25 protein-coding genes are annotated in these 22,226 nt (G+C 45.1%); 22 read left to right on the plus strand and 3 right to left on the minus strand.

Annotated features, from left to right (window positions below; translation table 11 throughout):
* The first annotated feature begins 27 nt into the window (after positions 1-27).
* Positions 28-2,220 carry a DPP IV N-terminal domain-containing protein gene (locus Q3W13_RS14275; RefSeq protein ID WP_302864849.1) on the plus strand — a complete coding sequence of 731 codons (2,193 nt, stop codon included), beginning with the start codon at positions 28-30 and terminating at the stop codon, positions 2,218-2,220.
* 118 nt (positions 2,221-2,338) lie between these two features.
* On the opposite strand, the gene Q3W13_RS14280 is transcribed toward Q3W13_RS14275, so the two are convergent.
* Positions 2,339-2,746: a single-stranded DNA-binding protein gene (locus Q3W13_RS14280; RefSeq protein ID WP_302864852.1), complete on the minus strand. Its 408-nt coding sequence runs from the start codon at positions 2,744-2,746 to the stop codon at positions 2,339-2,341.
* Positions 2,747-2,775: 29 nt separating this feature from the next.
* Complete coding sequence (mutY, locus tag Q3W13_RS14285) at positions 2,776-3,822, minus strand: A/G-specific adenine glycosylase (protein WP_302864854.1); 1,047 nt, start codon at positions 3,820-3,822, stop codon at positions 2,776-2,778.
* A gap of 178 nt (positions 3,823-4,000) precedes the next feature.
* On the opposite strand from mutY, the gene Q3W13_RS14290 reads away from it, so the two are divergent.
* From Q3W13_RS14290 to Q3W13_RS14350, 13 genes are all read left to right on the plus strand, one after another.
* Positions 4,001-4,294, plus strand: coding sequence for an HU family DNA-binding protein (locus tag Q3W13_RS14290; protein ID WP_302864856.1), 294 nt, complete (start codon positions 4,001-4,003; stop codon positions 4,292-4,294).
* A gap of 12 nt (positions 4,295-4,306) precedes the next feature.
* Positions 4,307-5,182, plus strand: a complete 876-nt coding sequence (locus tag Q3W13_RS14295; RefSeq protein WP_302864858.1) for a M48 family metallopeptidase — start codon at positions 4,307-4,309, stop codon at positions 5,180-5,182.
* 338 nt (positions 5,183-5,520) lie between these two features.
* Positions 5,521-7,071: an Rne/Rng family ribonuclease gene (locus Q3W13_RS14300; protein WP_302864859.1), complete on the plus strand. Its 1,551-nt coding sequence runs from the start codon at positions 5,521-5,523 to the stop codon at positions 7,069-7,071.
* Positions 7,072-7,373: 302 nt separating this feature from the next.
* Positions 7,374-8,138: a type I methionyl aminopeptidase gene (gene map / locus Q3W13_RS14305; protein WP_302864861.1), complete on the plus strand. Its 765-nt coding sequence runs from the start codon at positions 7,374-7,376 to the stop codon at positions 8,136-8,138.
* A gap of 88 nt (positions 8,139-8,226) precedes the next feature.
* Positions 8,227-8,808, plus strand: coding sequence for a Crp/Fnr family transcriptional regulator (locus Q3W13_RS14310; protein ID WP_302864863.1), 582 nt, complete (start codon positions 8,227-8,229; stop codon positions 8,806-8,808).
* 78 nt (positions 8,809-8,886) lie between these two features.
* Positions 8,887-9,618 (plus strand): hypothetical protein, encoded by a 732-nt coding sequence (locus Q3W13_RS14315; protein WP_302864865.1) that lies wholly within the window; start codon positions 8,887-8,889, stop codon positions 9,616-9,618.
* A 178-nt stretch (positions 9,619-9,796) separates the two neighbouring features.
* Complete coding sequence (locus Q3W13_RS14320) at positions 9,797-10,345, plus strand: hypothetical protein (protein WP_302864867.1); 549 nt, start codon at positions 9,797-9,799, stop codon at positions 10,343-10,345.
* A gap of 146 nt (positions 10,346-10,491) precedes the next feature.
* A complete protein-coding gene (locus tag Q3W13_RS14325) occupies positions 10,492-11,052 on the plus strand; it encodes a carboxymuconolactone decarboxylase family protein (RefSeq protein WP_302864869.1) in 561 nt (186 codons plus the stop codon).
* A gap of 31 nt (positions 11,053-11,083) precedes the next feature.
* Positions 11,084-13,852 (plus strand): TonB-dependent receptor, encoded by a 2,769-nt coding sequence (locus tag Q3W13_RS14330; RefSeq protein WP_302864871.1) that lies wholly within the window; start codon positions 11,084-11,086, stop codon positions 13,850-13,852.
* Between the two features lies 1 nt (position 13,853).
* Entirely contained in the window at positions 13,854-15,098 is a 1,245-nt protein-coding gene (locus tag Q3W13_RS14335) for an MFS transporter (RefSeq protein ID WP_302864872.1), read from the plus strand.
* Between the two features lie 79 nt (positions 15,099-15,177).
* Complete coding sequence (locus tag Q3W13_RS14340; RefSeq protein ID WP_302864874.1) at positions 15,178-15,720, plus strand: carboxymuconolactone decarboxylase family protein; 543 nt, start codon at positions 15,178-15,180, stop codon at positions 15,718-15,720.
* Between the two features lie 26 nt (positions 15,721-15,746).
* Positions 15,747-16,316 (plus strand): carboxymuconolactone decarboxylase family protein, encoded by a 570-nt coding sequence (locus Q3W13_RS14345; RefSeq protein WP_302864876.1) that lies wholly within the window; start codon positions 15,747-15,749, stop codon positions 16,314-16,316.
* A 14-nt stretch (positions 16,317-16,330) separates the two neighbouring features.
* Positions 16,331-16,870 carry a carboxymuconolactone decarboxylase family protein gene (locus tag Q3W13_RS14350; protein ID WP_302864878.1) on the plus strand — a complete coding sequence of 180 codons (540 nt, stop codon included), beginning with the start codon at positions 16,331-16,333 and terminating at the stop codon, positions 16,868-16,870.
* Between the two features lie 256 nt (positions 16,871-17,126).
* Here Q3W13_RS14350 and Q3W13_RS14355 read toward each other — a convergent pair whose 3' ends face one another.
* On the minus strand, positions 17,127-17,651 hold the full coding sequence (locus tag Q3W13_RS14355; protein WP_302864881.1) for a DUF2165 family protein: 525 nt from the start codon (positions 17,649-17,651) through the stop codon (positions 17,127-17,129).
* 192 nt (positions 17,652-17,843) lie between these two features.
* Between Q3W13_RS14355 and Q3W13_RS14360 the strand changes: the two genes are divergently transcribed.
* The 8 genes from Q3W13_RS14360 (at position 17,844) to Q3W13_RS14395 (ending at position 22,225) form a co-directional block, all read left to right on the plus strand.
* On the plus strand, positions 17,844-18,194 hold the full coding sequence (locus tag Q3W13_RS14360; protein ID WP_302864883.1) for a helix-turn-helix transcriptional regulator: 351 nt from the start codon (positions 17,844-17,846) through the stop codon (positions 18,192-18,194).
* Positions 18,172-18,639, plus strand: a complete 468-nt coding sequence (locus Q3W13_RS14365; RefSeq protein WP_302864885.1) for an SRPBCC domain-containing protein — start codon at positions 18,172-18,174, stop codon at positions 18,637-18,639. The genes Q3W13_RS14360 and Q3W13_RS14365 overlap by 23 nt, the downstream gene beginning before the upstream one ends.
* Positions 18,640-18,667: 28 nt before the next feature.
* Positions 18,668-19,069, plus strand: coding sequence for a DoxX family protein (locus Q3W13_RS14370; protein ID WP_302864886.1), 402 nt, complete (start codon positions 18,668-18,670; stop codon positions 19,067-19,069).
* A 28-nt stretch (positions 19,070-19,097) separates the two neighbouring features.
* Entirely contained in the window at positions 19,098-19,688 is a 591-nt protein-coding gene (locus Q3W13_RS14375; protein ID WP_302864887.1) for a YdeI family protein, read from the plus strand.
* Positions 19,689-19,765: 77 nt separating this feature from the next.
* A complete protein-coding gene (locus Q3W13_RS14380; RefSeq protein ID WP_302864888.1) occupies positions 19,766-20,188 on the plus strand; it encodes a VOC family protein in 423 nt (140 codons plus the stop codon).
* Positions 20,189-20,196: 8 nt separating this feature from the next.
* Entirely contained in the window at positions 20,197-20,751 is a 555-nt protein-coding gene (locus Q3W13_RS14385; RefSeq protein WP_302864890.1) for a DUF4256 domain-containing protein, read from the plus strand.
* 63 nt (positions 20,752-20,814) lie between these two features.
* Positions 20,815-21,054, plus strand: coding sequence for a hypothetical protein (locus tag Q3W13_RS14390; protein ID WP_302864892.1), 240 nt, complete (start codon positions 20,815-20,817; stop codon positions 21,052-21,054).
* A gap of 124 nt (positions 21,055-21,178) precedes the next feature.
* On the plus strand, positions 21,179-22,225 hold the full coding sequence (locus Q3W13_RS14395; protein ID WP_302864894.1) for a glycoside hydrolase family 130 protein: 1,047 nt from the start codon (positions 21,179-21,181) through the stop codon (positions 22,223-22,225).
* Position 22,226 lies beyond the last annotated feature (1 nt).

The raw sequence follows: 22,226 nt of genomic DNA on the forward strand, positions 1-22,226 counted from the left end.
AATAGAACAAAACAAATAACTGACCGTATGATTAAAAAATGTTATCAATCAAAACTTGTGCCTTTATTCCTGCTAGTTCTGCTTCTTTCGCAGTTTTCGGTACGCGCGCAACGCGGCCGGACGCATTGGGCAGCCGACGGCTATCAATACTACCGCGTGCAGGACGGCAACGGAATAGTTGAGCTGGATACCCGCGATCCGGCAAAGAAAACCGTGCTGGTAAGTAACGAAATGCTGACCCCTCCGGGTAAAACCCCGCTTAAGGTCTCTAACTTTTCAATTTCGGAAGACGGACAAAAGGTATTATTATTCACCAATACCAGGCGCGTTTGGCGTTACAACACCCGCGGCGATTACTGGGTTTACGATATGGCTGCGAAGACGCTTAAGCAATTGGGCGCCGCGCGACCTGAATCATCCCTGATGTTCGCTAAACTATCGCCCGATGGTAAAATGGCAGCTTATGTAAGCGAGCATAATCTTTTCACCGAGGACCTGACTACCGGGGCAGTTAAGCAATTGACCACGGATGGTTCAAAAAACATAATCAATGGCACGTTCGACTGGGCTTATGAGGAAGAATTTGATTGCCGCGATGGTTTCCGCTGGTCGCCTGATAGCCGGAGCATTGCTTTTTGGCAGATGAACACCGGTGATACAAAAAAATACCTGATGCTGAATACAACAGATTCTATCTATCCGTATGTAATCCCGGTAGAATACCCCGTGGCCGGCGAAAACCCAAGCTCGTGTAAGGTTGCCGTGGTTGACGTTAATTCGGGTAAGATCACATTTATGGATGTGCCGGGCGACCCCATTCAGCATTACATTCCGCGTATGGAGTGGACTACTAACCCCAACGAGATTATACTTGAGCAACTAAACCGTGCGCAAACCGAAAGCAGGATTTTTACTGCCAACATATCAAACGGCACAGCAAGAGTTATTCATACTGAAACAGATAAAGCCTGGATTGATGGTAAGTCGCGCTGGAATGGCGGCGACCCGGTGGGATGGGAATGGATAAACAAAGGCAAAGAGTTTTTGTGGATAAGTGAAAAAGACGGCTGGAGACACATTTCAAAAATCAACCGCGATGGTAAAGAAACGCTGATCACCAAAGGAAATTATGATGTTGAGGCGCTCGATCTGATCGACGAAGCCAACGGTTACATTTACTTTATGGCTTCGCCTGATAATGCAACTCAAAGGTATCTGTACAGGATAAAGCTTAGCGGTGGAAATGCAGAACGGGTAACGCCTAAAGATGAGCCCGGAACCCATAGCTATGAAATATCGCCAAACGGCAAAATAGGGCTGCATACTTTTTCAAACATCTACACACCGTATCAAAGCGAGGTGGTAAGCCTGCCGGATCACAGGCACCTTAGCGGAACGGAAATAAAGCTGAACACTGATGCTAAAAACAAACCGGAATTTTTCAAAGTAAAAACAGTTGATGGAGTGGAGATGGACGGCTGGATGGTAAAACCAACCAATTTCGACCCGTCCAAAAAATATCCTGTTGTATTTTATGTTTACAGCGAGCCTGCAGGCGCTACGGTAACCGATAGCTATGGTACTGGCCGTAACGGCGAGTATATAGGTAACATGGCGGATGATGGGTATATTTATATCTCATTAGATAACCGCGGTACGCCGGCGCCTAAAGGAGCTGAATGGCGCAAGTCTATCTACAAGAAAATAGGCATCGTTAACATAGAAGACCAGGCCATGGGCGCGAAGGAAATTTTAAAATGGCCTTTTGTCGACTCGACACGTGTAGCAGTTTGGGGTTGGAGCGGCGGCGGCTCATGTACACTTAACCTCATGTTTCAGCATCCCGAAATCTATAAAACCGGTATAGCTATAGCCGCAGTGGGCTGGCAGCTAACCTATGATAATATTTACCAGGAGCGTTACATGGGCGTGCCGGTTGACGAGGCAAGCCGGCAGGTATTTATACAGGGCTCGCCGATAACTTATGCCAAAAATCTGCGTGGTAACCTGTTATATATACATGGAACCGGGGACGATAATGTACACTATAAAAACGCCGAAATGCTGATAAATGAACTGGTAAAATACAACAGGCAATTTCAGTTGATGTCGTACCCTAACCGTTCGCATGGCATTTATGAGGGGCCGGGTACCACGCAGCACCTGCGCACTTTATATACACAGTATTTAAAAGAGCATTGCCCGCCGGGAGGAAGGTAGAGGTCACCAGGTGCTTTTCCAAAGCGACTGGCTTTAAAACCAATCGCTTTAAATTGTAATGTCACAAAAAAAAGCCGCGGGAACATCTCGCGGCTTTGTATTAACTGGCTGGTTTAATTTAAAATATCATATCGCCGGTTTCTCCGTTATAGTCTGTCGATTTTACCGGCCTGGCTTGCCCGTCATTTTCAAAATCTGTTTTGCGGCCAAGCAGTGTAAAGTTTTCGGCTACCACTTCTGTAGTGTATTTTTTTATACCTTCCTTATCCTCGAAGGATCGGGTACGCAGTTTCCCCTCGATGTAAACGAGCTTACCTTTTTGCAAAAACTTAGCGGCAACATCGGCAAGGCCCCTCCACATTACAATATTGTGCCACTCGGTTTGTTCAACCTTACGACCTTCTTTGTTAAAACTTTCGGAAGTTGCCAGCGGAAAACTTACAACGGAAACACCACCTTCTAATGTGCGGGCCTCGGGGTCTTTGCCCAAATGGCCTACCAAAATAACTTTATTAACGCCAGACATATTTATATTGTAAAGCAACAAAAAATATATTACAAATTAAAAATATTTTTTATAAATATAAATACAATCTTGGGTATAGCAAGGTTTTTTAAATCTTCAAATCGGATAAATCTCCAGCTGTCTTTAATTTTTTCCGGGGGGCCTTGCATGGTTATAAGGCGTACAAACAATCGCTGATGGGTTAATATATGCTTCTTTACGGGAGATATTTCAGTGATTTTAAGGTTCCTCCCGAAATAGCCGGTAACATCAGGGTGAGTAATTAATTCATTAATATTTGATCCGGAATCGGTTTCAACCAATGGCAAGTCATACATGTTTGCCCAAATATCTGTATCACTGCGCTTATTTACCAGCAGGCGGTCACCGTCGGTAATCAAAAAATAATTAAAGTGCCGCTCGCGTACTTTTACTTTATTGAGTTTAACCGGCAGGCTATTAATGGCGTTGTGCATAAAAGCATAGCATCCTGCTCTTACCGGGCAAATACCGCAAACCGGATTTTTTGGTTTGCAAATAACCGCGCCCAGCTCCATCATTGCCTGGTTATGCATACCTGGTTTTTGTTGGTTAAGGAGCTCGTTTGCGGCATTTTGAAATATTTTTTTTCCCCTTGTACTGTTTATGGCTTCGTCTATGCCTAGGTATCTGGCTAATACACGGTAAACATTGCCATCTACAACTGCTCTGGCTTCGTTAGATGAAAATGACGAGATAGCGGCAGCTGTATATTCACCTATGCCGGTTAGTTTAATCAGTTGATCGTATTGTGCGGGGAAGATTCCGTTGTAGTGCTCTTGTACCAGTTTTGCTGTTTTAAGCATATTGCGCCCGCGGGAGTAATAGCCTAATCCCTGCCAAAGTTTTAATACATCGTCTTCGGTGGCCGCTGCAAAGCCAGACACGGTAGGATATTTTTCTAAAAACCGGGTGAAATAGGGCAGGCCTTGCTCAACGCGGGTCTGTTGCAAAATTATTTCGGAAAGCCATATAGTATAGGGGTCGGTCGTGTTGCGCCATGGCAGATCGCGCTTGTTATTTTGATACCAGTTCAGCAGTTCGTTGTTAAAATCCATCGGGACAAAAGTACTAACGAAAAACCGGTGATTTATGGCATATTTTTTTGCCTTTAAGCTGAATTTCAGCAGGTAATAAAAAAAATATGCTATTTATTTCAAACTTTGTTAATAAAGAGATACTTTTGCAACCCCAAATCAGTTAAGTAATTGAATAATAAATAAAAGAAAAGCAGATATGACTAAGGCAGAAATTATAACTGAAATCTCGTCAAAGACAGGTATCGAAAAAGTAGACGTACAGGAAACTGTTGAGGCGTTTTTTAAAGTTGTCAAAAACTCTATGATGGGTGGCGAAAACGTTTACGTAAGGGGTTTTGGAAGTTTCGTTGTGAAGAAGAGGGCTAAAAAGACAGCACGCAATATTTCGAAGAACACTGCCATCATCATTCCTGAACACTTTGTGCCAAGCTTTAAACCGGCAAAAACATTTGTTGACAAAGTAAGAACCGGTAACAAGGTTAGCAAGTAATTTCTGTCTGCCATGCAAAAAAAACAAATAATCGTCCTTGTAGCAGTTTTCGCTGTCATGGGCGTTTTGTTTTTTATGCCGGTGAAAGGTCTGGTAAAAAAAGATGATCCGGGGCATTCAAAAGCAACGGTGGCGCAGGCCCGGCCGGTAAGTAAAGCAGATGTAGCATCGGTATCGGCTACAGCTAAAGCCGCAATAGGTGCGGCACTGTCTGCGCAGGTTACCGATGCTGAAACCCAACTGAAGAACACGGCCGATGAAGCGGGCAAACTAAACCTTGAAAAAAAATTAGCGAAACTGTGGGATGATGTAAACCAGCCTGCACCTGCTGCATTTTATTACCAGGAAGTTGCCCGTAAAGAAAACAAGTTTGAGGATTGGGTAACCGCCGGCAGCCGCTTTAACGATGCCTTTACCAGGGCGACGCAGGATACTGCAGCGCAGCCATCGTTTGTTGCAAACGCAATTGAAAGCTACAAGAACGCCGTTAAGTTAAAACCGGCAGACCTTGACGCAAAAACCGGTTTAGGTGTTGCTTATGTTAACCAAACCAGCCTCGGTATTGCAGATGCGGATGGCGGCTCGCCAATGCAGGGTATTATGCTGCTGCTGGATGTAGTAAAGCAAGACCCTAAGAATGTAAAAGCAAATTTAAGCCTCGGCCTGTTTGCTATGAAAAGCGGCCAGTTTGAAAAGGCTGTATCCCGCTTTAAAACTGTTATTGAACAAAAGCCCGAAGCTGAGCCATATTTTTATCTGGCGGAAAGCTATAAGGAATTAGGACAAAAAAAGGAAGCTGTTGCAGCTTACCAAAAATGTAAAGAGTTAGTTGCTGACCCGACCTTCGGGCAGAAAATTGATGACTACATAAAGGAATTAAAAAATTAATTACACACTTAAAAAAATTACTATTATGCCCAGCGGTAAAAAACGTAAAAGACACAAAATGGCTACCCACAAACGTAAAAAGCGTTTGAGAAAAAACAGACATAAGAAAAAATAAGCGGCGTTGCTTATAAGTCGATAGTCTTTAGGCGTCAGTCTAAAGTCTATTTTTATTTTCCTGATTTTGGACTCAGGACTACGAATTGAGGACTATCGGCTCTCCATGCACACGCGAATACCCCTTGCTTATATTTCCTGTTTAAATATAACAGGTGAAGTTGTTTTTTTACCCACTAATTAACGTGCGGTTACTGTAACCGCTTTAAGAAATGGAGTAGCAGTTGATAAAAGAATTAATTATCGATTCATCCCCCGGCGGGACTACCATTGCATTATTACAGGACAAACAACTCGTAGAACTTCACAAAGAGCAGATCAGCAACAATTATACTGTTGGTGATATTTATCTTGGCCGGATAAAAAAGATCATGCCGGGGCTAAATGCGGCCTTTGTTGACGTTGGCTATGAGAAAGATGCCTTTTTGCATTATCTTGATTTGGGGCCGCAGGTGCAAAGCCTGCTAAAGCTTACCAAACAAGTGCGTAGCGGGGGATATCAGTCAAAGCTTTTAGATAACTTTAAGCTTGACCCTGACATTAACAAGGGAGGTAAGATCTCTGAGTTATTGTCTAAAAATCAGCTCATACCGGTTCAGATAGCTAAAGAGCCTATATCCACCAAAGGCCCGCGTTTAAGCTCTGATATATCTATAGCCGGACGTTACGTAGTATTGGTGCCTTTTTCGGAAGTTATTTCTATATCTAAAAAGATAAAGAGCAACACCGAGCGTACCCGTTTGCGTAAAATTGTTGAAAGTATTAAGCCAAAGCATTTTGGCGTTATCATCCGCACTGTATCCGAAGGCAAAGGCGTTGCCGAGATGCAGAAGGACCTGCTTGATTTAATATCGAAGTGGGAATCATTTATTACACGTCTGCCATCTATCGAGCCTTCGAAAAAGGCGCTCGGTGAAATTGACCGCACATCAACTTTGCTGCGCGATATTTTGAACCCCGATTTCCAGCACATATATGTGAATGATAACAGCATGTATGAAGAGGTAAAATCGTATGTACACAATATATCGCCGGAGTTGGAGAACATCGTAAGGTTTCATAAAAACAGCTCGCCGATATTTGAGCATTACGGTATCGATAAACAGATAAAAGGTGCATTTGGTAAAACGGTTAACCTGGCCGGAGGCGCTTACCTGGTTATTGAGCATACCGAAGCGCTTCACGTTATTGACGTAAACAGTGGTAACCGCACCGCCAACAAAGAAAACCAGGAAGAGAACGCTTTTCAGGTAAACAAGGAGGCAGCAAAAGAAATTGCCCGGCAGCTAAGGCTGCGCGATATGGGTGGTATTGTTGTTATCGACTTCATCGATATGCACAAGCCTGCTAACCGTAAGGATTTGTTCGATTACCTCCGTGCCGAAATGGCGCACGACCGGGCGAAGCATACCATCCTGCCACCAAGTAAATTCGGTTTGGTGCAAATTACACGCCAGCGTGTGCGCCCCGAGATGAACATTGTAACCAATGAGGTTTGCCCGGCGTGTAATGGTACCGGTACCATCAGGCCCACTATATTATTGCTTGATGACATCGAAACCAATTTCAATTACATTTTGGTTGAGCAAAACGAGAAGAACATAACCCTTTGCGTTCACCCTTATATCGAAGCTTATATTAAAAAAGGCTTTATTAACCGCCAGATAAAATGGTTCCTGAAATACAATCAGTGGATAAAGGTTAAAAGCAACCCGAACTATCAGATTACCGAGTTTCATTTTTTCTCAGGCAAAGACGAGGAAATTAAACTTTGATGTGCGGATAATGAATTACAGGATGTGCAAATTTCGAAGGAGATTTGCACATTTTGTTTTAGGGGGAAGAAGAAGCAAAAGGGCGGGTTTAAGTTACAGGGCAGATGATCTGTTAACTTTAGAAGTATGGATGTCCGGCTTCCTGGCGGAAGACGCCATTCCATTGGAAATGTCGATAATATCAAGAATGTTTACCCGGTAGTAAACGAGGTAGACTGTACAGGAAATGACGCCGTAATTAAGAATGAACAAGCCTGTTAAACATATTAATCGCTAATTTTGGCGCAGCTAAACACCCAAAAATGTCAATATCAACAGAAAGTGAAAAAATTGGTATGCAGCAGGCCAGTGATGCCGTAGCTATTACGCTCAGAAAAATGCGGGAGTACGCTAAACCCGGCATCTCTACCCGCGAGCTTGACGAATATGGCGGTGAATTGCTGGCACAGTTTGGTGCGCATTCGGCGCCAAAGCTCACCTACGATTTTCCAGGGTACACTTGTATCAGCATTAATGACGAGGTGGCGCACGGCGTACCTTCGGCAGATAAAATTCTTAAGGAAGGCGACCTGGTAAATATCGATGTATCGGCGGAACTAGATGGCTACTGGGCCGATAACGGCGGCTCTTTTGTATTGGGAGAGGATATCCACGGACATGGCAAACTGGTACAGGCGTCGAAAGATATACTAAAGAAAGCGATCAGCAACATTAAAGGCGGTGTAAGGATATCGGAAATAGGCCGGTTAATTGAGACGGAAGCCAAAAAAGCCGGGTATACAGTTATAAAAAACTTAACCGGGCATGGCGTTGGCCGAAGCCTTCACGAGGAGCCGCACGAAATTGCCAATTACTGCGACCGGTATAATGTTACGCGTTTCAAAAAGAATTCGGTAGTAGCGATAGAAACATTCATCTCAACACGGTCGACTATCGCTGATACACAGGAAGACGGCTGGACGCTAAGCGGTAATAAAGGAGGTTTTGTTGCGCAGCATGAGCATACAATTATAGTAACCGGGGGCGATCCCGAGATACTTACGTCGCAAAATGGTATTTGGGAATAAATCTTCAATACCGGGGTATGATAACCTTCTCCCTTGATTTTTGAACGTCTTTATACTTTTAACCGGTAAAAGAATTTTTGTAAAGCAAATGGATAAAGCTCGTTTAATTCGTTTTATTCAACAAGTGCTGCCGATGAGTCCGGCCAGGCTTGCATTGATCGTCGAAAAATTCAAGCCGATGAAAATTAGCAGGAATGGTTTTCTCCTGAGAGCAGGTGCGATTTGCAGTCAATCTCATTTCATCGATAGCGGTATCGTAAGGGCCTATACCTATGACCTTGAAGGTAATGAAGTAACGACCGCATTTTATACACAAGACACTTTCGCAAGCGATATGCTCTCGTTTTTTAAAAGAAATGCTGCGAAAGAATATCTGCAGGCCGTTACCGACTGTGAAACATGGTTTATAACTTATGGGGATATGCAGGAGAGTTTTCATGCCATCCCCGAGTTTCGTGAGTATGGACGTCTGAACATAGTAAATCAATACAATATCCTGAAGGAAAGGATGCTGTCGGCGCTGCAGGAAACCGCGGAGCAGCGATACGTTAACTTAATTAATTCAAGCCCCGAAATTTTTCAAAACGTACCTTTAAAATATATTGCCTCATACCTCGGCATCACCGACACTTCGCTAAGCAGGATCAGGAAGGATTTTGCCAGGAAGTAGCCATTATCGATTTCTTGCCATTTGCGAAGTGTAAGCGCCGGGATTTGATTTTCCTTTGTTGTATTAAAACTACATCAAATGGCAAATCACTTATCAGGCATGCCCCTTTGGGCAGTCTTACTATTCTTAGCGACCTTTCTTTATTCTATATTCTTTATTACCAAACCGGTTAAGCGGGCTGCGCTGGATGCGGGCCTCACGCCGCAAAAATCGAAGCGTATACAAATTGGTATTTTTATTTTTTACCTGGTGTACCTGGCGTATGTTTCGGTACTTTCATTAAAGGGTACATTCGATGTGAATTCATTACCGCCCAGGGTAATGGTTTGGGCCGGTATGCCCTTGCTGCTCATCCTATTTGTTTTTGTCGGAAATACAAGGCTGTTTAAAAAGCTGCTCAGGGCAATTACATTGGATTCGCTGATCGCCTTACATATATTCAGGTTACTCGGGATATTTTTTATTCTTATCTATTTTTATCACCTGCTCCCTGCAAGGTTTGCCTTTGCGGCCGGCCTTGGGGATATCATTACCGCAATTTTGGCAATCCCTGTAGCAAGGATAGTTGTAAAGAAAAACCCATGGCGCGAAGCCGCCGTTTATGCCTGGAATATTTTTGGTATACTGGACATAATTGATCTGCTGATAATCGCCGTTATTACCGGTGCAAATGGAAACCTTAGAGAGATGACCGTGTTTCCGTTCGTGTGGTTCCCGGCCTTTGCACCCGCTACTATTTTATTTTTACATGCGGCAGTGTTCAGGAAATTAAGCCAGTTAAAAGATATCGAAAATGGTAATAAAAAGTGACGATCTGACCATTTCATCTGGACGGGGGTGAGACGTTTATTGCATATTTTTTACTCTGATAAATTTATCGGGATGTTCGCAAAACCAATTGATTTGCTTATATCAATATCTTCACTTTAAAAAATTTTGAAACATAAAAATTATGTCACATCTTTAGCTAACCCAATTTAAACGTATTTTGAAAAAGCTTATCGCCATTACACTTTTGGTGAGTCACCTGTTCAGCACAGGCGGGTATGTGGCTTTTTATAAATACCTGCAATACCGCTCGGAAGTTTTCTTTAACGAGCAGACCGCACAAAACAAATACAATAAAAACGACCTGGTTGAGGTAAAAATACCAGTAGATATTCCTGGTATAAACGACTGGACGGCCTATGAAAACGTAAGCGGCACGGTTCAGTTTGAGGAGGCCAGCTATAATTACGTTAAAATGAAAATGACGCGGCATGCCATTTACCTGATGTGTGTACCGAACTACGAAACCACTATTTACTCAACCAGTAACGTCATAGTAGCTAAAAATATCAAGGATATACCTGTGCCTAAAAAGAACCATGTGCCTTTTTTGAAACTGAACCTTAATGAAAAAGCGCAATTCTTTTTTCAGCAATTCTCATTCAATATTCCTGTACGGTACCTGAGTATAAATATTTTGCAACGCTCTGACGACCTTTTGTCGGTCCCTCTGCAGATACCCGAACAGCCGCCTAAATTCAGCTGCTAAACTCCCTGTTTTATTGTTAACCCGGAAGGTGCATCGCGTGGTGCTTCTTTCTGATCCATTAATTTGGTTTTTCTGTTATTTATGCGATAGCTTATAACCAAGCGGCAGTACCTCCCGGTTATTATTCCAACTTATTTATTTTAACAATGCCACACATAGCAGTTGAAGAACACCTGCCGGGTATTACCGGCTTATTAGAATACCGTAAGGATACCGCTCAGCCTATACGTGAACTTACACAGATTTTACTGCGCGGCCAGTCGACACTTACAGAAGGCGAACGCGAATTGATTGCCACTGTAACCTCAAACGGTAACCAATGCCGGTTCTGCACCGCTGCACATACTGCCGCTGCAGACATTTTTTTGGATGAAAACAAAACCAGTTCCTGCGTAAAAACCGACATTGAATCAGCGCCTGTCAGCGAAAAAATGAAAGCACTGCTGGTGATAGCCGACAAAGTGCGTGAAAGCGGAAAGTCGGTCAAGCCGGAGCATATTGCACGCGCTAAAGCGGCCGGCGCTACAGACCTGGAAATTCATGACACGGTGCTTATTTCGGCTCTCTTTTGCCTGTATAACCGCTACGTAGACGGACTGGCGACTGCTTTACCCGATAATCCAACCTTTTTCGGCTACCTGGCCGAGCGCTTGAAAAATCATGGTTATATGCGCCTTCCGCAAGGTTACGATCATTTAAAAAAATAACAATAATTGTTAACTCAGTCAAAAATTCACAATGAAAAAACTTCTCCTGATATTATTACTATTGAGCTGCATAAAACTTTACGCGCAGCAAGCCCGAATAACGGGCACCGTAACCGATTCGCTCAGCAATACGCCCGTAAATGGCGCGAGTATTACCGTAAAAGGTAAAATTGCAGGCACCATTACCGATTCGAAAGGCAACTTCAGTCTGAACGCCGGCCAGCTTAAGTTTCCATTGATTTTACAGGTAACCAATGTTGGTTATGCTGATAAATTAGTTACTGTAACCAGCGCCGGCCAAACGGTAAATATAAGCCTGAAGCAGGTAGCTGTAGCGTTGAACGAGGTGGTTACCGCTGCTACAAGGGTAAACCAAAGTATCCTGGCCTCGCCGGTGAGTATCGAAAAAATGAACCAGAAAGCTATTCGCGAAAATCCATCATTTAATTTTTACGATGGCCTGCAATCGCTTAAGGGCATGGAAGCCATTACCAGCAGTATTACCTACAAACAGGTAAATACCCGCGGCTTTAACAATACCGGCAATTCGCGCTTTTTGCAGCTGGTAGATGGCGTCGACAACCAAACTCCCGGCCTCAACTTCGCCGTTGGGAACCTGTTTGGCGCCTCTGATATAGATATAGAAAGTGTGGAAGTTGTCCCCGGTGCAGCATCTGCGCTTTACGGTCCGATGGCATTCAACGGGGCTTTGCTAATGCATACCAAAGATGCTTTTGACTACCAGGGCTTAACATTGGCAGCGAAGTCGGGTGTTAATCACATTGGCGAATCAGGCGTTGGTGCCAAGGGAATTTATGATTTTGCTCTACGTTATGCTAAGGCTTTCAATAATAAATTCGCCTTTAAAATGAATGCGTCGTACCTGCGCGGTACCGACTGGTATGCCAACAACTATACCGATATCAGTGCCTCTACGCCTCCCGCACAGCGCGGCCCTGATAACCCTGGCCGCGACGCTTTGAATATTTATGGCGACGAAGTAAACAAAACCTTGCCCGGCATTGGTTTGGTTTCAAGGACCGGCTACGAGGAAAAAGACCTGATGAACTATGGCGTTTACAGCCTGAAGCTGAACGGTGCTTTGGAGTATAAGTTTAATAATAGCCTGGAAGCCACTTATCAATATAACTACGGCCGCGGAACCGCCAGCTACACCGGTAGCAGCCGTTTTGATCTGAATAACTTTGTGCTGCAAACGCACCGAATTGAATTAAAAGGCAGCAATTTTTTTGTAAGAGGATATTCGGTAGCCGAGAACTCCCACGACTCCTATAACACCCGCTCATTGGCCCAATTCATCAACCGCGACTGGGTGCAGGATATGAACGGCAACGTGGTAAGCCCCGATCAGGCCGACAACATGTGGTTTACTCGTTATCAGAATGCTTACAATGGCACGGTAAACGGAGTAACCGGCCACGATAATGCAGCCGCCCGCGCATTTGCCGACCAGGGGCGTTTTTTGCCGGGAACAGCACAGTTTAACCAGGCCAAGGATGCTTCGGTACACAATTATGGCCTTAGCGGAGCAGGGGTGTTCAGTAATAGTAAGTTTTATCACGCTGAAGGTCAGTACGATTTCAGCAGCGCTATAAAAGTATTCGATTTGCAGGTTGGCGGCAGCTTCCGCGATTACGATATGTTTACGAACGGAAGCTTGTTTGATGATAAAAACAAAAAGATCACCATACAGGAATACGGTACTTATGCCCAGGCCGGAAAAAAACTGATTGATGATCAGCTGAGCCTCTTGGCATCCGTCCGTTATGATAAGAATGAGAACTTTGAGGGCAGCTTTACGCCACGTTTCTCTGCTGTTTACAGTGCCGACAAAAAGAATTACTTCCGTGCATCCTACCAGACAGGCTTCCGAAACCCAACCCCGGTTGACCAGTTTATCCATCTTAACGTAGGACCTATTACTATCCTGGGTGGCGCGCCTGCTAATAGCAAAGACCTGAATGTTTATTCAAATTCGTTTACTGCGGCCTCGGTAAGCAAGTTCGGCGCTGCATTTGGCGCAGCGGTACAGGGAGGTGCATCTTTTCCGCAGGCCGTTGCCCAAAACAAAGATCTGTTGCAAAAGGCAACTGTAGCCTACATCAAGCCTGAAAAACAAAAGGCATTCGAGTTAGGCTATAAAAGCTTTATTGAAGATAAATTGCTGATAGATGTAAACTATTATTACAGCAGCTATACTAACTTTATTCTGAATACGGTAGTCATCAATCCGCAGGATGCCATCTTTGGTGCTGATGGCAAGGTTAATCCGGATGCGGCTGCCGATATTCCGGGTGGCAAAATTCACGCCTATCAGTTGTATACCAACTCAACCGATAAGGTATCTGAACAGGGCGCCGGCGCAGGTTTAACCTACCTGTTCCAACGCGGGTACACGGCCGGCGCCAATGTAACATTATCGGTGTTCAATCTTGGCTCCGCCAACCAAAACAACGTGGCGGCCTTTAACACCCCTAAATGGAGCGGCAACTTCACCTTTGGCAACAGCAACTTTAGCAACGGGTATGGCTTTAACCTTAACTGGCACTGGCAAAGTGCGTTCGATTGGTACGGAACCTTCAATGCCAATAATCCGGGTCGTATAGCTGCTTACTCGATGGTTGATTTGCAGGTAAACAAAAAGCTGCCAAAAATCGGCGCTACAATTAAGCTCGGTGGCAGCAACATCTTTAACAACCGCGTTTACCAGGCTTATGGCTCGCCTGCTGTCGGCGCTATTTATTATTTAGGAATAACCTTCGATAACTTATTGAAATAACATGGAAACACTGACCTTAGAAACGGTACAGCCCAAACAGCTATCCCCGGCAAAGCTGGCCGCATTATTTGTTATTTGTTTTGTAAGCAGTGCATTAGGCGGGGCCATATCGACGCTGATGTCGGTGTATCTGCCTGTGGTTGTAAAAGAATTACAGGGAAACAACAGCCAGCAGGATATTAACTATCTAAGCGGGCTGATCAATTCGCTTTTTATCTTTGGCTGGGCCTTTGGAGGCTTTTTCTGGGGAATTATTAGCGATAAGATCGGCCGTAAAATGGCCCTGGTGTTCGCAGCGGCCAGTTACGGCATTTTTACCATCCTCACCGGTTATATGACCGGTTGGGGTGGTGTTATGGTTTGCCGTTTTATGAGCGGTTTCGGTGTGGGGGGAGATCTGGTAATTGCCTTTACCCTGGTAAGCGAAGTTTGGCCGCAAAAAACCAGGGCCGTTTATACAGGCATACTTTCCATTGCATTCCCGGTAGGCATATTTTCTGCAGGCGTTATCAATGTTATTATGCCATCATGGCGGTTGGGTTTCCTGGTGGGTGTTATACCTGTTGTACTGGCCTTGTTAGCATTAGGCGCCATAGCAGAATCCGATCTTTGGAAAAAGCACCATTCAGAAAAAAAGGCTTCACAGGCGTCCTCCGGCAGCTTGTTGTCACCAGGAAACCGGAAGGCAATGTTAACCGGATCATTGATTTTTGGAGCAATGCTGATAGGCCTGTGGGCCGTATTCTCCTGGCTGCCCACCTGGATACAAAGTATTAGTGTTGGCGATGCCAGTAAAGCCCGCGGCTTGAGTATGATGTGCATGGGTATGGGTGGCCTGGCCGGTGGTTTCTTTTCCGGCTGGCTGGTAAACCTGATGGGTTTAAAGCGCTCCATGATCACCTGCTTCATGGTTTGCACGGTTTTATCGTTTATATTATTTAAAACCAATAACACATTCTCGCCTATAATTTATGCCGAAATCGCATTAATGGCGCTATTTTTTGGTGCAAGCCAGGGGATACTGTCGGTTTATATACCGGCGCTGTTTCCAACAGGGGTGCGTTCGTCAGCTACAGGCATCTGCTTTAACGCAGGCAGATTGTTTACCGGAACGGCAGTGCTGTTTGTTGGCGTACTTGTGACTACATTGGGAGGATACGGCAATTCGCTGTTCATTTTCTCCCTGGTGTTTTTGATAGGCTTACTGATAACTTTGTTTACTAAGGACCTTAAAGTTGCGGCATAAAGTTCAACCTCAAACGGTTTCTGTGAGGAGCGAGACTTTAAAATAGCTTTTGAACCAATAAAAATCTAAATTATAAAAGATGGCACACATAGATTTAAATAACGACTTGCCGGGCATACGCGGGCCAATGGCTTATCGCCCCGAAACGGCAGAGCCCCTCAATGCGTTAGCCGAGATTTTGCTGCGCGATGATAACAATACGCTTACCCGCGGCGAAAGGGAGTTGATAGGCACTTATGTATCTTATCTGAACGATTGCTTTTTTTGCCAGAACGTACACGGGGCATTGGCCGGACATTACCTGCAATGTGATATTTCGCAAATTGATGCAATTAAAGATGATTTCCGTTCAGCAGAGTTATCGCCTAAAATGAAGGCCTTACTATCCATAGCCGCAAGCGTTCAAAAAGGCGGCAAGCACGTTACCGCTGAACAGATTGAAGCAGCAAGGGCGCAGGGCGCGACTGATGTTGAAATCCATGACACTGTTTTGATAGCTGCGTCCTTCTGCATGTTCAATCGGTATGTCGACGGTTTGGGTACCTGGGCGCCGCCGGACAGGCAGTTTTATGTTGACCGGGCGCCCCGCCGTGCAGAAGAGGGCTACCAATCGAGCGTTTAGAATTGAATATATAAAGAAATAAAAACATGCCACACATTAATTTATCAAACGATTATCCGGGCATCCGCAGCCTTTTCGTATACCGGCCCGAAACCGCAAAGCCGTTAAATGATCTGGTACAGGTACTGCTTCACGACCCGCATCCAACGCTGCCGGCCGGTGAGCGTGAACTGATAGCCACCTATGTATCCAACCTGAATACCTGCTACTATTGCACTAATATCCATGGCGCCATAGCCAAACATCAACTCGGCAACGATGCAGAAACTGTGAAAGCTGTTTTGACTGACGCAGATACAGCACCGGTGAGCGATAAGCTGAAAGCGCTGTTGAGGATAGCGGCTAAAGTGCAGTCGGGCGGTAAAAACGTAACAGAACAGGATGTTTCCGCAGCACGTGAGCAGGGCGCTACCGATATAGAGATACATGACACCGTGCTGATTGCTGCCGCGTTTTGCATGTACAACCGCTATGTAGACGGGCTTGCTACCTGGCAGCCACATAACGACGAACTGTATGACAAAATGGGAGAGCAGCGCGCACGTGAGGGCTACGGCACGCCGCCCATTAAAGTAAGCGAGATGAAACTGACATAAACGACTAAAATAACATGGCACACATTAAACTAAATAACGAAGAATTACCAGGCATACGGGGATTGTTAGACTTTCGCCCGGAAACGGCTAAGCCGCTATTGGCGCTTGCCGAAACACTGCTGCGCGGAGAGTCGGGGCTAAGCAGCGGTGAGCGCGAAATTATTGCAGCATCAGTGTCTTTTAAAAACGACTGTCACTTTTGCCATACCTCGCATGCAGCCGCGGCGGCAGCACATTTGCAAACAGGCCTCGGTTTAATTGACGAAATTAAAGCTGGCCTACCGGATACTCCGGTGTCCGATAAACTGCGGGCCTTGCTGAACGTGGCTCACCAGGTACAAAAAGGAGGCAAACATGTAACCGATGACGACGTAGCTGCTGCACGCACGGCAGGAGCAACTGACCAGGAAATACACGATACCGTGCTGATTGCAGCCGCCTTCTGCATGTTTAACCGCTATGTGGATGGGTTGGCTACGTGGGCTCCTCAGCCCAACGAAGCCTATAAGGAAATGGGCGAGCGGATGGCGTTTGTGGGGTATGGTAAATCATGATGAACTGATGTGATAACCTTATCTTCACATCCTTGCCCCAAGAAGAGGAATTGTGTTGCAAAAAAGGTTTAAGCACGCTCTCCTTCGGAGTAGTAGCCTGTTAAACGGCAGGTATGCAATTTTATCGGGCGTTTGAACGAACTGTAAAGAACATACTCTTTTGATGGGCTATTGCTCCTGGAGAGGCCGGAGCGCGGTCATAAAGTTTGTGGAAAACATCGCACATATGTGCCTGTTTGCCCCTATTCCGGTCGCGTTAATTTTGCCGGGATACTTGATAGTCCTCCTCCTTTAAATGCAAGAAAATGAGTATCAGTACCAGGAAGCTAACTATTCTTTCGGCTGCAGCCAGACCGTTCCATATTTTGCTTTGCCACATGGCAAACCACTCGCCGCCGACCACTTCAAAACCTAAAAACCATATTACTATCCCAACTATCAGCCCCGCTACGGCCCAGTTTTTCTTTGAATGGAATACGCTTGCATTGCTTTTCAGGTTTCTGGCAAGCAGCCAGCTTCCTTTCAGACAGCAGAATGCCATGGCGGCTTCCATTAGTATAATTAGTATATAGGCAGCATGGAAAATATAAATGCTGTCGATATTTCTATACCGCAATGCACTGCCGGGAAAAATGGTATCCATTTTCAATACATGCTCAACAAATAAATAGTTGGTAAAGTAATCGGTGGTGTTTCCGATAACAATAAGCAGGGCCATCAGTCCGATAGCAGCTACCGAAATTACTTTGGCAAGCCGGAATAAAAATTGAACAGGGTACATGTGGCGTTGTCTGTTATCAAATATAAAATTTCTCTTTTTATTCCCGCTAAGTAATTCCAATGTCCATCAGAGGTGCAAACGCCTGTGCTGCTAAGCGGGCATATTGTCGGCAATGGGAGATCTGAAAAATTCTAAAAATAAATTTGCGTAGCTAAATAACTACATATATATTTGTAGTCAAATAGCTACATAATGAATTTACGACGAGACGTATTCCAGGCCATTGCCGACCCAACCCGCCGGGCCATACTGTTGCTGCTGGCTTCGCAAACTTTAACTGCCGGGGCTGTAGCCGCCAACTTCAATACTGCCCGGCCGACAGTATCAAAACACCTGGCCATACTTACAGAGTGCGAGTTGCTTAAACAGGAGCAAAGCGGAAGAGAAATTTACTATCACATCAACGCAAAAAAAATGAAGGAAGTAGCAGACTTTATCGAGCCGTTCCGCCAGATGTGGGACGACCGCTTTAACAAGCTGGAGAGCGTTATGAAGGCCTATCAACAAAAAAATAAAGACGATGGAACTAAAAACGAAAATTAAAGCCGAAGACGGCAGGCAGGATCTGCTTATTACCCGTGAGTTTGATCTGCCGGTTGAATTACTTTTTAAAGCCTATGCCGAACCGGAGTTTGTGGAACAGTGGATGGGCACTAAAGTACTGAAACTGGAAAGTAAGAGCCATGGCAGCTACCGGTTTGAAACAAGCGATGCAAAAGGTAATGTTGTGTTTAAGGCTAACGGCGTGATTCATGAATTTAGCCCCGGCAAAAAAATCATCCGCACCTTTGAAATGGAGAATGCACCGTTTGGCATTCAACTGGAGATATATGAGTTTGAAGCGCTGACCGATGATACGAGTAAGCTTACCATGCACGTGATATATGAATCGGCGGACAAACGCGACCAACTGATGCAACTGCCGTTTAAACAAGGCCTTAACATGGCCCATAACCGTTTACAGGATGTGATGGGTAAGCTGAAATAATATGACTAACCGATAAAGCAATTATAACATGGTACAGGAATCAAAGGCAAAAAAAATAACTTATTGGGTGCTCACGCTCTGGCTTGCGCTGGGAATGATCTCAACCGGGGTGGTTCAGTTGATGAAAGCTAAAACCGGCGCCGGTGGCGCGGATAATGTAGCCCGCCTGGGTTACCCCCTGTATATTTTAACCATTATTGGCGTTTGGAAGATATTAGGAGTAATAGCTGTGCTTACACCTAAGTTTCCTTTGCTGAAAGAATGGGCATACGCCGGATTTTTCTTCCTGATGTCGGGGGCGGTAATTTCGCATCTTATGGCCGGCAGCCCGCCGGGGGAGACACTCCCCGCAGTGTTATTGTTAGTCTTGACTGTAATATCATGGTATTTCCGTCCTGCTGACAGAAAAATTATTTCGGTTGGTGCATAGCATTTATAACTTTAAATTAGCATCTATCATGAGTAACGAAACAAATCCCAAAGTTGATTTCTTCTTTAATAAAGCCGGAAAGTGGCAGGATAGCCTGGAGTATCTGCGCAAAATTGCGGTTGACTGCGGACTGGAAGAAGAATTAAAATGGGGCTGTCCATGCTATTCCTGGCAAAAAAATAATATCGTTCTGATACATGTGTTTAAAGAATACTACGCGATGCTATTTTTTAAAGGCGCACTGATGAATGACGTTGAAGGCCTGTTGATACAGCAAACAGAGAATGTGCAGTCGGCGCGCCAAATGCGGTTTACTGAAGATGGGCAGCCAAAAGAGATGGTTGAAACCATAAAGGCTTACATTCATGAAGCTATTGAAATAGAGAAAGCGGGTTTAAAAGTTGAATTTAAAAAAACGGACGAATTTAAAATGGCCGATGAGTTTAAGTATAAGCTCGATCGTATTCCCGCACTTAAAGAAGCTTTTGACGCTTTAACACCCGGGCGCCAGCGAAACTACCTGCTTTATTTTTCATCCGCCAAACAAGCCAAAACCCGGGAAGAGCGGGTAGAAAAATGTATACCGCAGATTTTGGCTGGAAAGGGAATGAATGATTGATAAAAAAACAAATAAATTGAATCGTTGCTGCTTCGTTTTTAGCAATGACGGCGCCTTTTAAACTGATATGTATACTTATGCGACAAAAACTAAACCTGATTACCCTGGGCGTGGACGATTTTGAAAAATCATTAGCCTTTTATGAGCAGGGCCTCGGCTGGAAAAAATCAGACAAGAGCATGCAAAACCTGGCGCTGTTTAATCTGGGCGGATTAGTATTGGCCTTGCACCCCCGCGATGAGCTGGCTGATGACGCCACGTTAACCTATCAGCCAACAGAATTTTCCGGGATGACCATCTCCCATAATACCCGTTCGGAACAAGAAGTGGACGAAGTTATGAAACAGGTTGCCAGTCTTGGCGCTACTATAGTAAAGCCGGCGCAGAAAGTTTATTGGGGCGGTTACAGCGGCTATTTTAAGGACTTAGATGGCTACCTGTTCGAAGTGGCTTATAATCCTTTCTGGGAACTGGATGAGAACGGCGATTTTAAACTCTGACGGTTGTTATGAATGCACTTACGCAGCAGCAACAACAGGAGTTGTTCGATATATTGAAAGCCCGCTTCGAAAAAAACCTGGCCCGTCACGCAGGGCTGGAGTGGCAAGACGTAAGAGCCAGGCTGGAAGAGAATCCCGGCAAATTATCGTCGCTTAATGAAATGGAGCAAACTGGTGGTGAGCCTGATGTTGTTGGTTATGATAAAAGCACCGGCGAATACATCTTTTATGATTGTTCGGCTGAAAGCCCAAAAGGCCGCCGGAGCCTTTGCTATGACAGGGAAGCACTGGACGCGAGAAAAGAATTTAAGCCTGCGGATAGTGCAATTAATATGGCAGCAGCAATGGGTATCGAAATTTTAACAGAAGAACAGTATAGATCGCTCCAGCAATTCGGGAAGTTCGATACCAAAACGTCCAGCTGGGTATTAACTCCGCAGGCTATACGGCAACTTGGCGGCGCGGTCTTTTGCGACCGGCGGTACGACCATGTGTTTACCTACCATAATGGCGCAGAATCCTATTATGCCGCGCGGGGCTTTCGCGGCTCGTTAAGAGTATAATGATATTGCTGTTCGGCGCAGCAAAATTCAAACTAACTAACCTTTGCCGCGTTGAATATAGATATGAAAACGCAATTAGGCCCTGGCATCTTAAAGATCCTCAAACAAACTTATCCTGCAAATGAACTCGTCTCCAGGCAATTCAATGGCCTTGATCTGTCATTCAAAACAGATGCCGGTGGCCGGCCTGTATTGCTATTCCTGGGCAAAGAACAGGAAGATGGCCATATTAAAGGTGAAAGATATGTGCGTGTGATAAATGCCGGAACTGATCACTGGGAATTAAAAGGCAAAGCTCGTTGAATTAGCCAACTTATTAACTGATACATAAATTTTTAAACAAAGTCATTCTGCAAGGGGTTAAATAAATATACCCGGGATGAAATTTGCCCTACCGGCACTCCGGGCGTTATAATAACACGCAGCTATGAATGATATTGCGCGCCGCTTCCCGCAGAACCCGTTATTAATGCCTAAAGACCTGCAGCCAACCGGCGCAGGTTTACAGATCATCAGCCTGCTTAATCCGGGCGCGTTTCGTTTCAATGGAAAAACATGGCTGCTGGTGCGGGTTGCTGAAGGCGCCGCGCAGAAGGAAGGCGTAATTTTTTTTCCGGCTTTAAACGCCACCGGCAATACGGAAATAATAGAGGTGCCCTTAAACGATCCGGAACTGATTGCCGCTGATGCCAGGGTTATCAACTACAAAGGGCTTGATTATCTGACAACGATCTCGCACCTGCGTTTACTGGCAAGCGAAGACGGGATACATTTTACAGAACAGGAGGGTTATCCCCCGATATTCGGCAAAGGGGAACTTGAACGTTTCGGAGCCGAGGATTGCCGTGTAACCCAGATAGACGACACGTACTATCTTACCTATACAGCAGTGTCAGACAGTGGAGTGGGAGTCGGGTTGCAGACCACAAAAGACTGGCAACATTTTGAATATGGCGGCATGATATTCCCCCCGCACAATAAAGACTGCGCAATATTTGAAGAAAGAATAAACGGACGCTATTACTGTTTGCATCGCCCCAGCAGCAAAGAAATTGGCGGAAGCTACATCTGGCTGGCAGAATCAGCCGATGGCCTGCATTGGGGCAATCACCAATGTTTGATTAAGACACGGCCCGGATTGTGGGACAGTGCCCGGGTTGGAGCCGGCGCGGCGCCCATACGCACTGAAAGGGGCTGGCTGGAAATTTATCACGGGGCCAACAGCAAGCATCAATATTGCCTGGGTGCATTTCTGATGGACCTGGATAACCCTGCCCGCGTGATCTCGCGCGCCGTAGAGCCCATTATGGCGCCGCTGGAAACCTATGAGCTTAGCGGATTTTTCGGCTATGTGGTATTTACCAACGGCCACATAGTAGATGGCGACAAACTAACCATATACTACGGGGCCGCTGATGAATTTGTATGTGGTGCGGAGTTTTCAATCAAGGAGATATTGGCTGCGTTACCATAAT

The organism is Mucilaginibacter sp. L3T2-6 (assembly GCF_030519355.1).
GTDB lineage: Bacteria > Bacteroidota > Bacteroidia > Sphingobacteriales > Sphingobacteriaceae > Mucilaginibacter.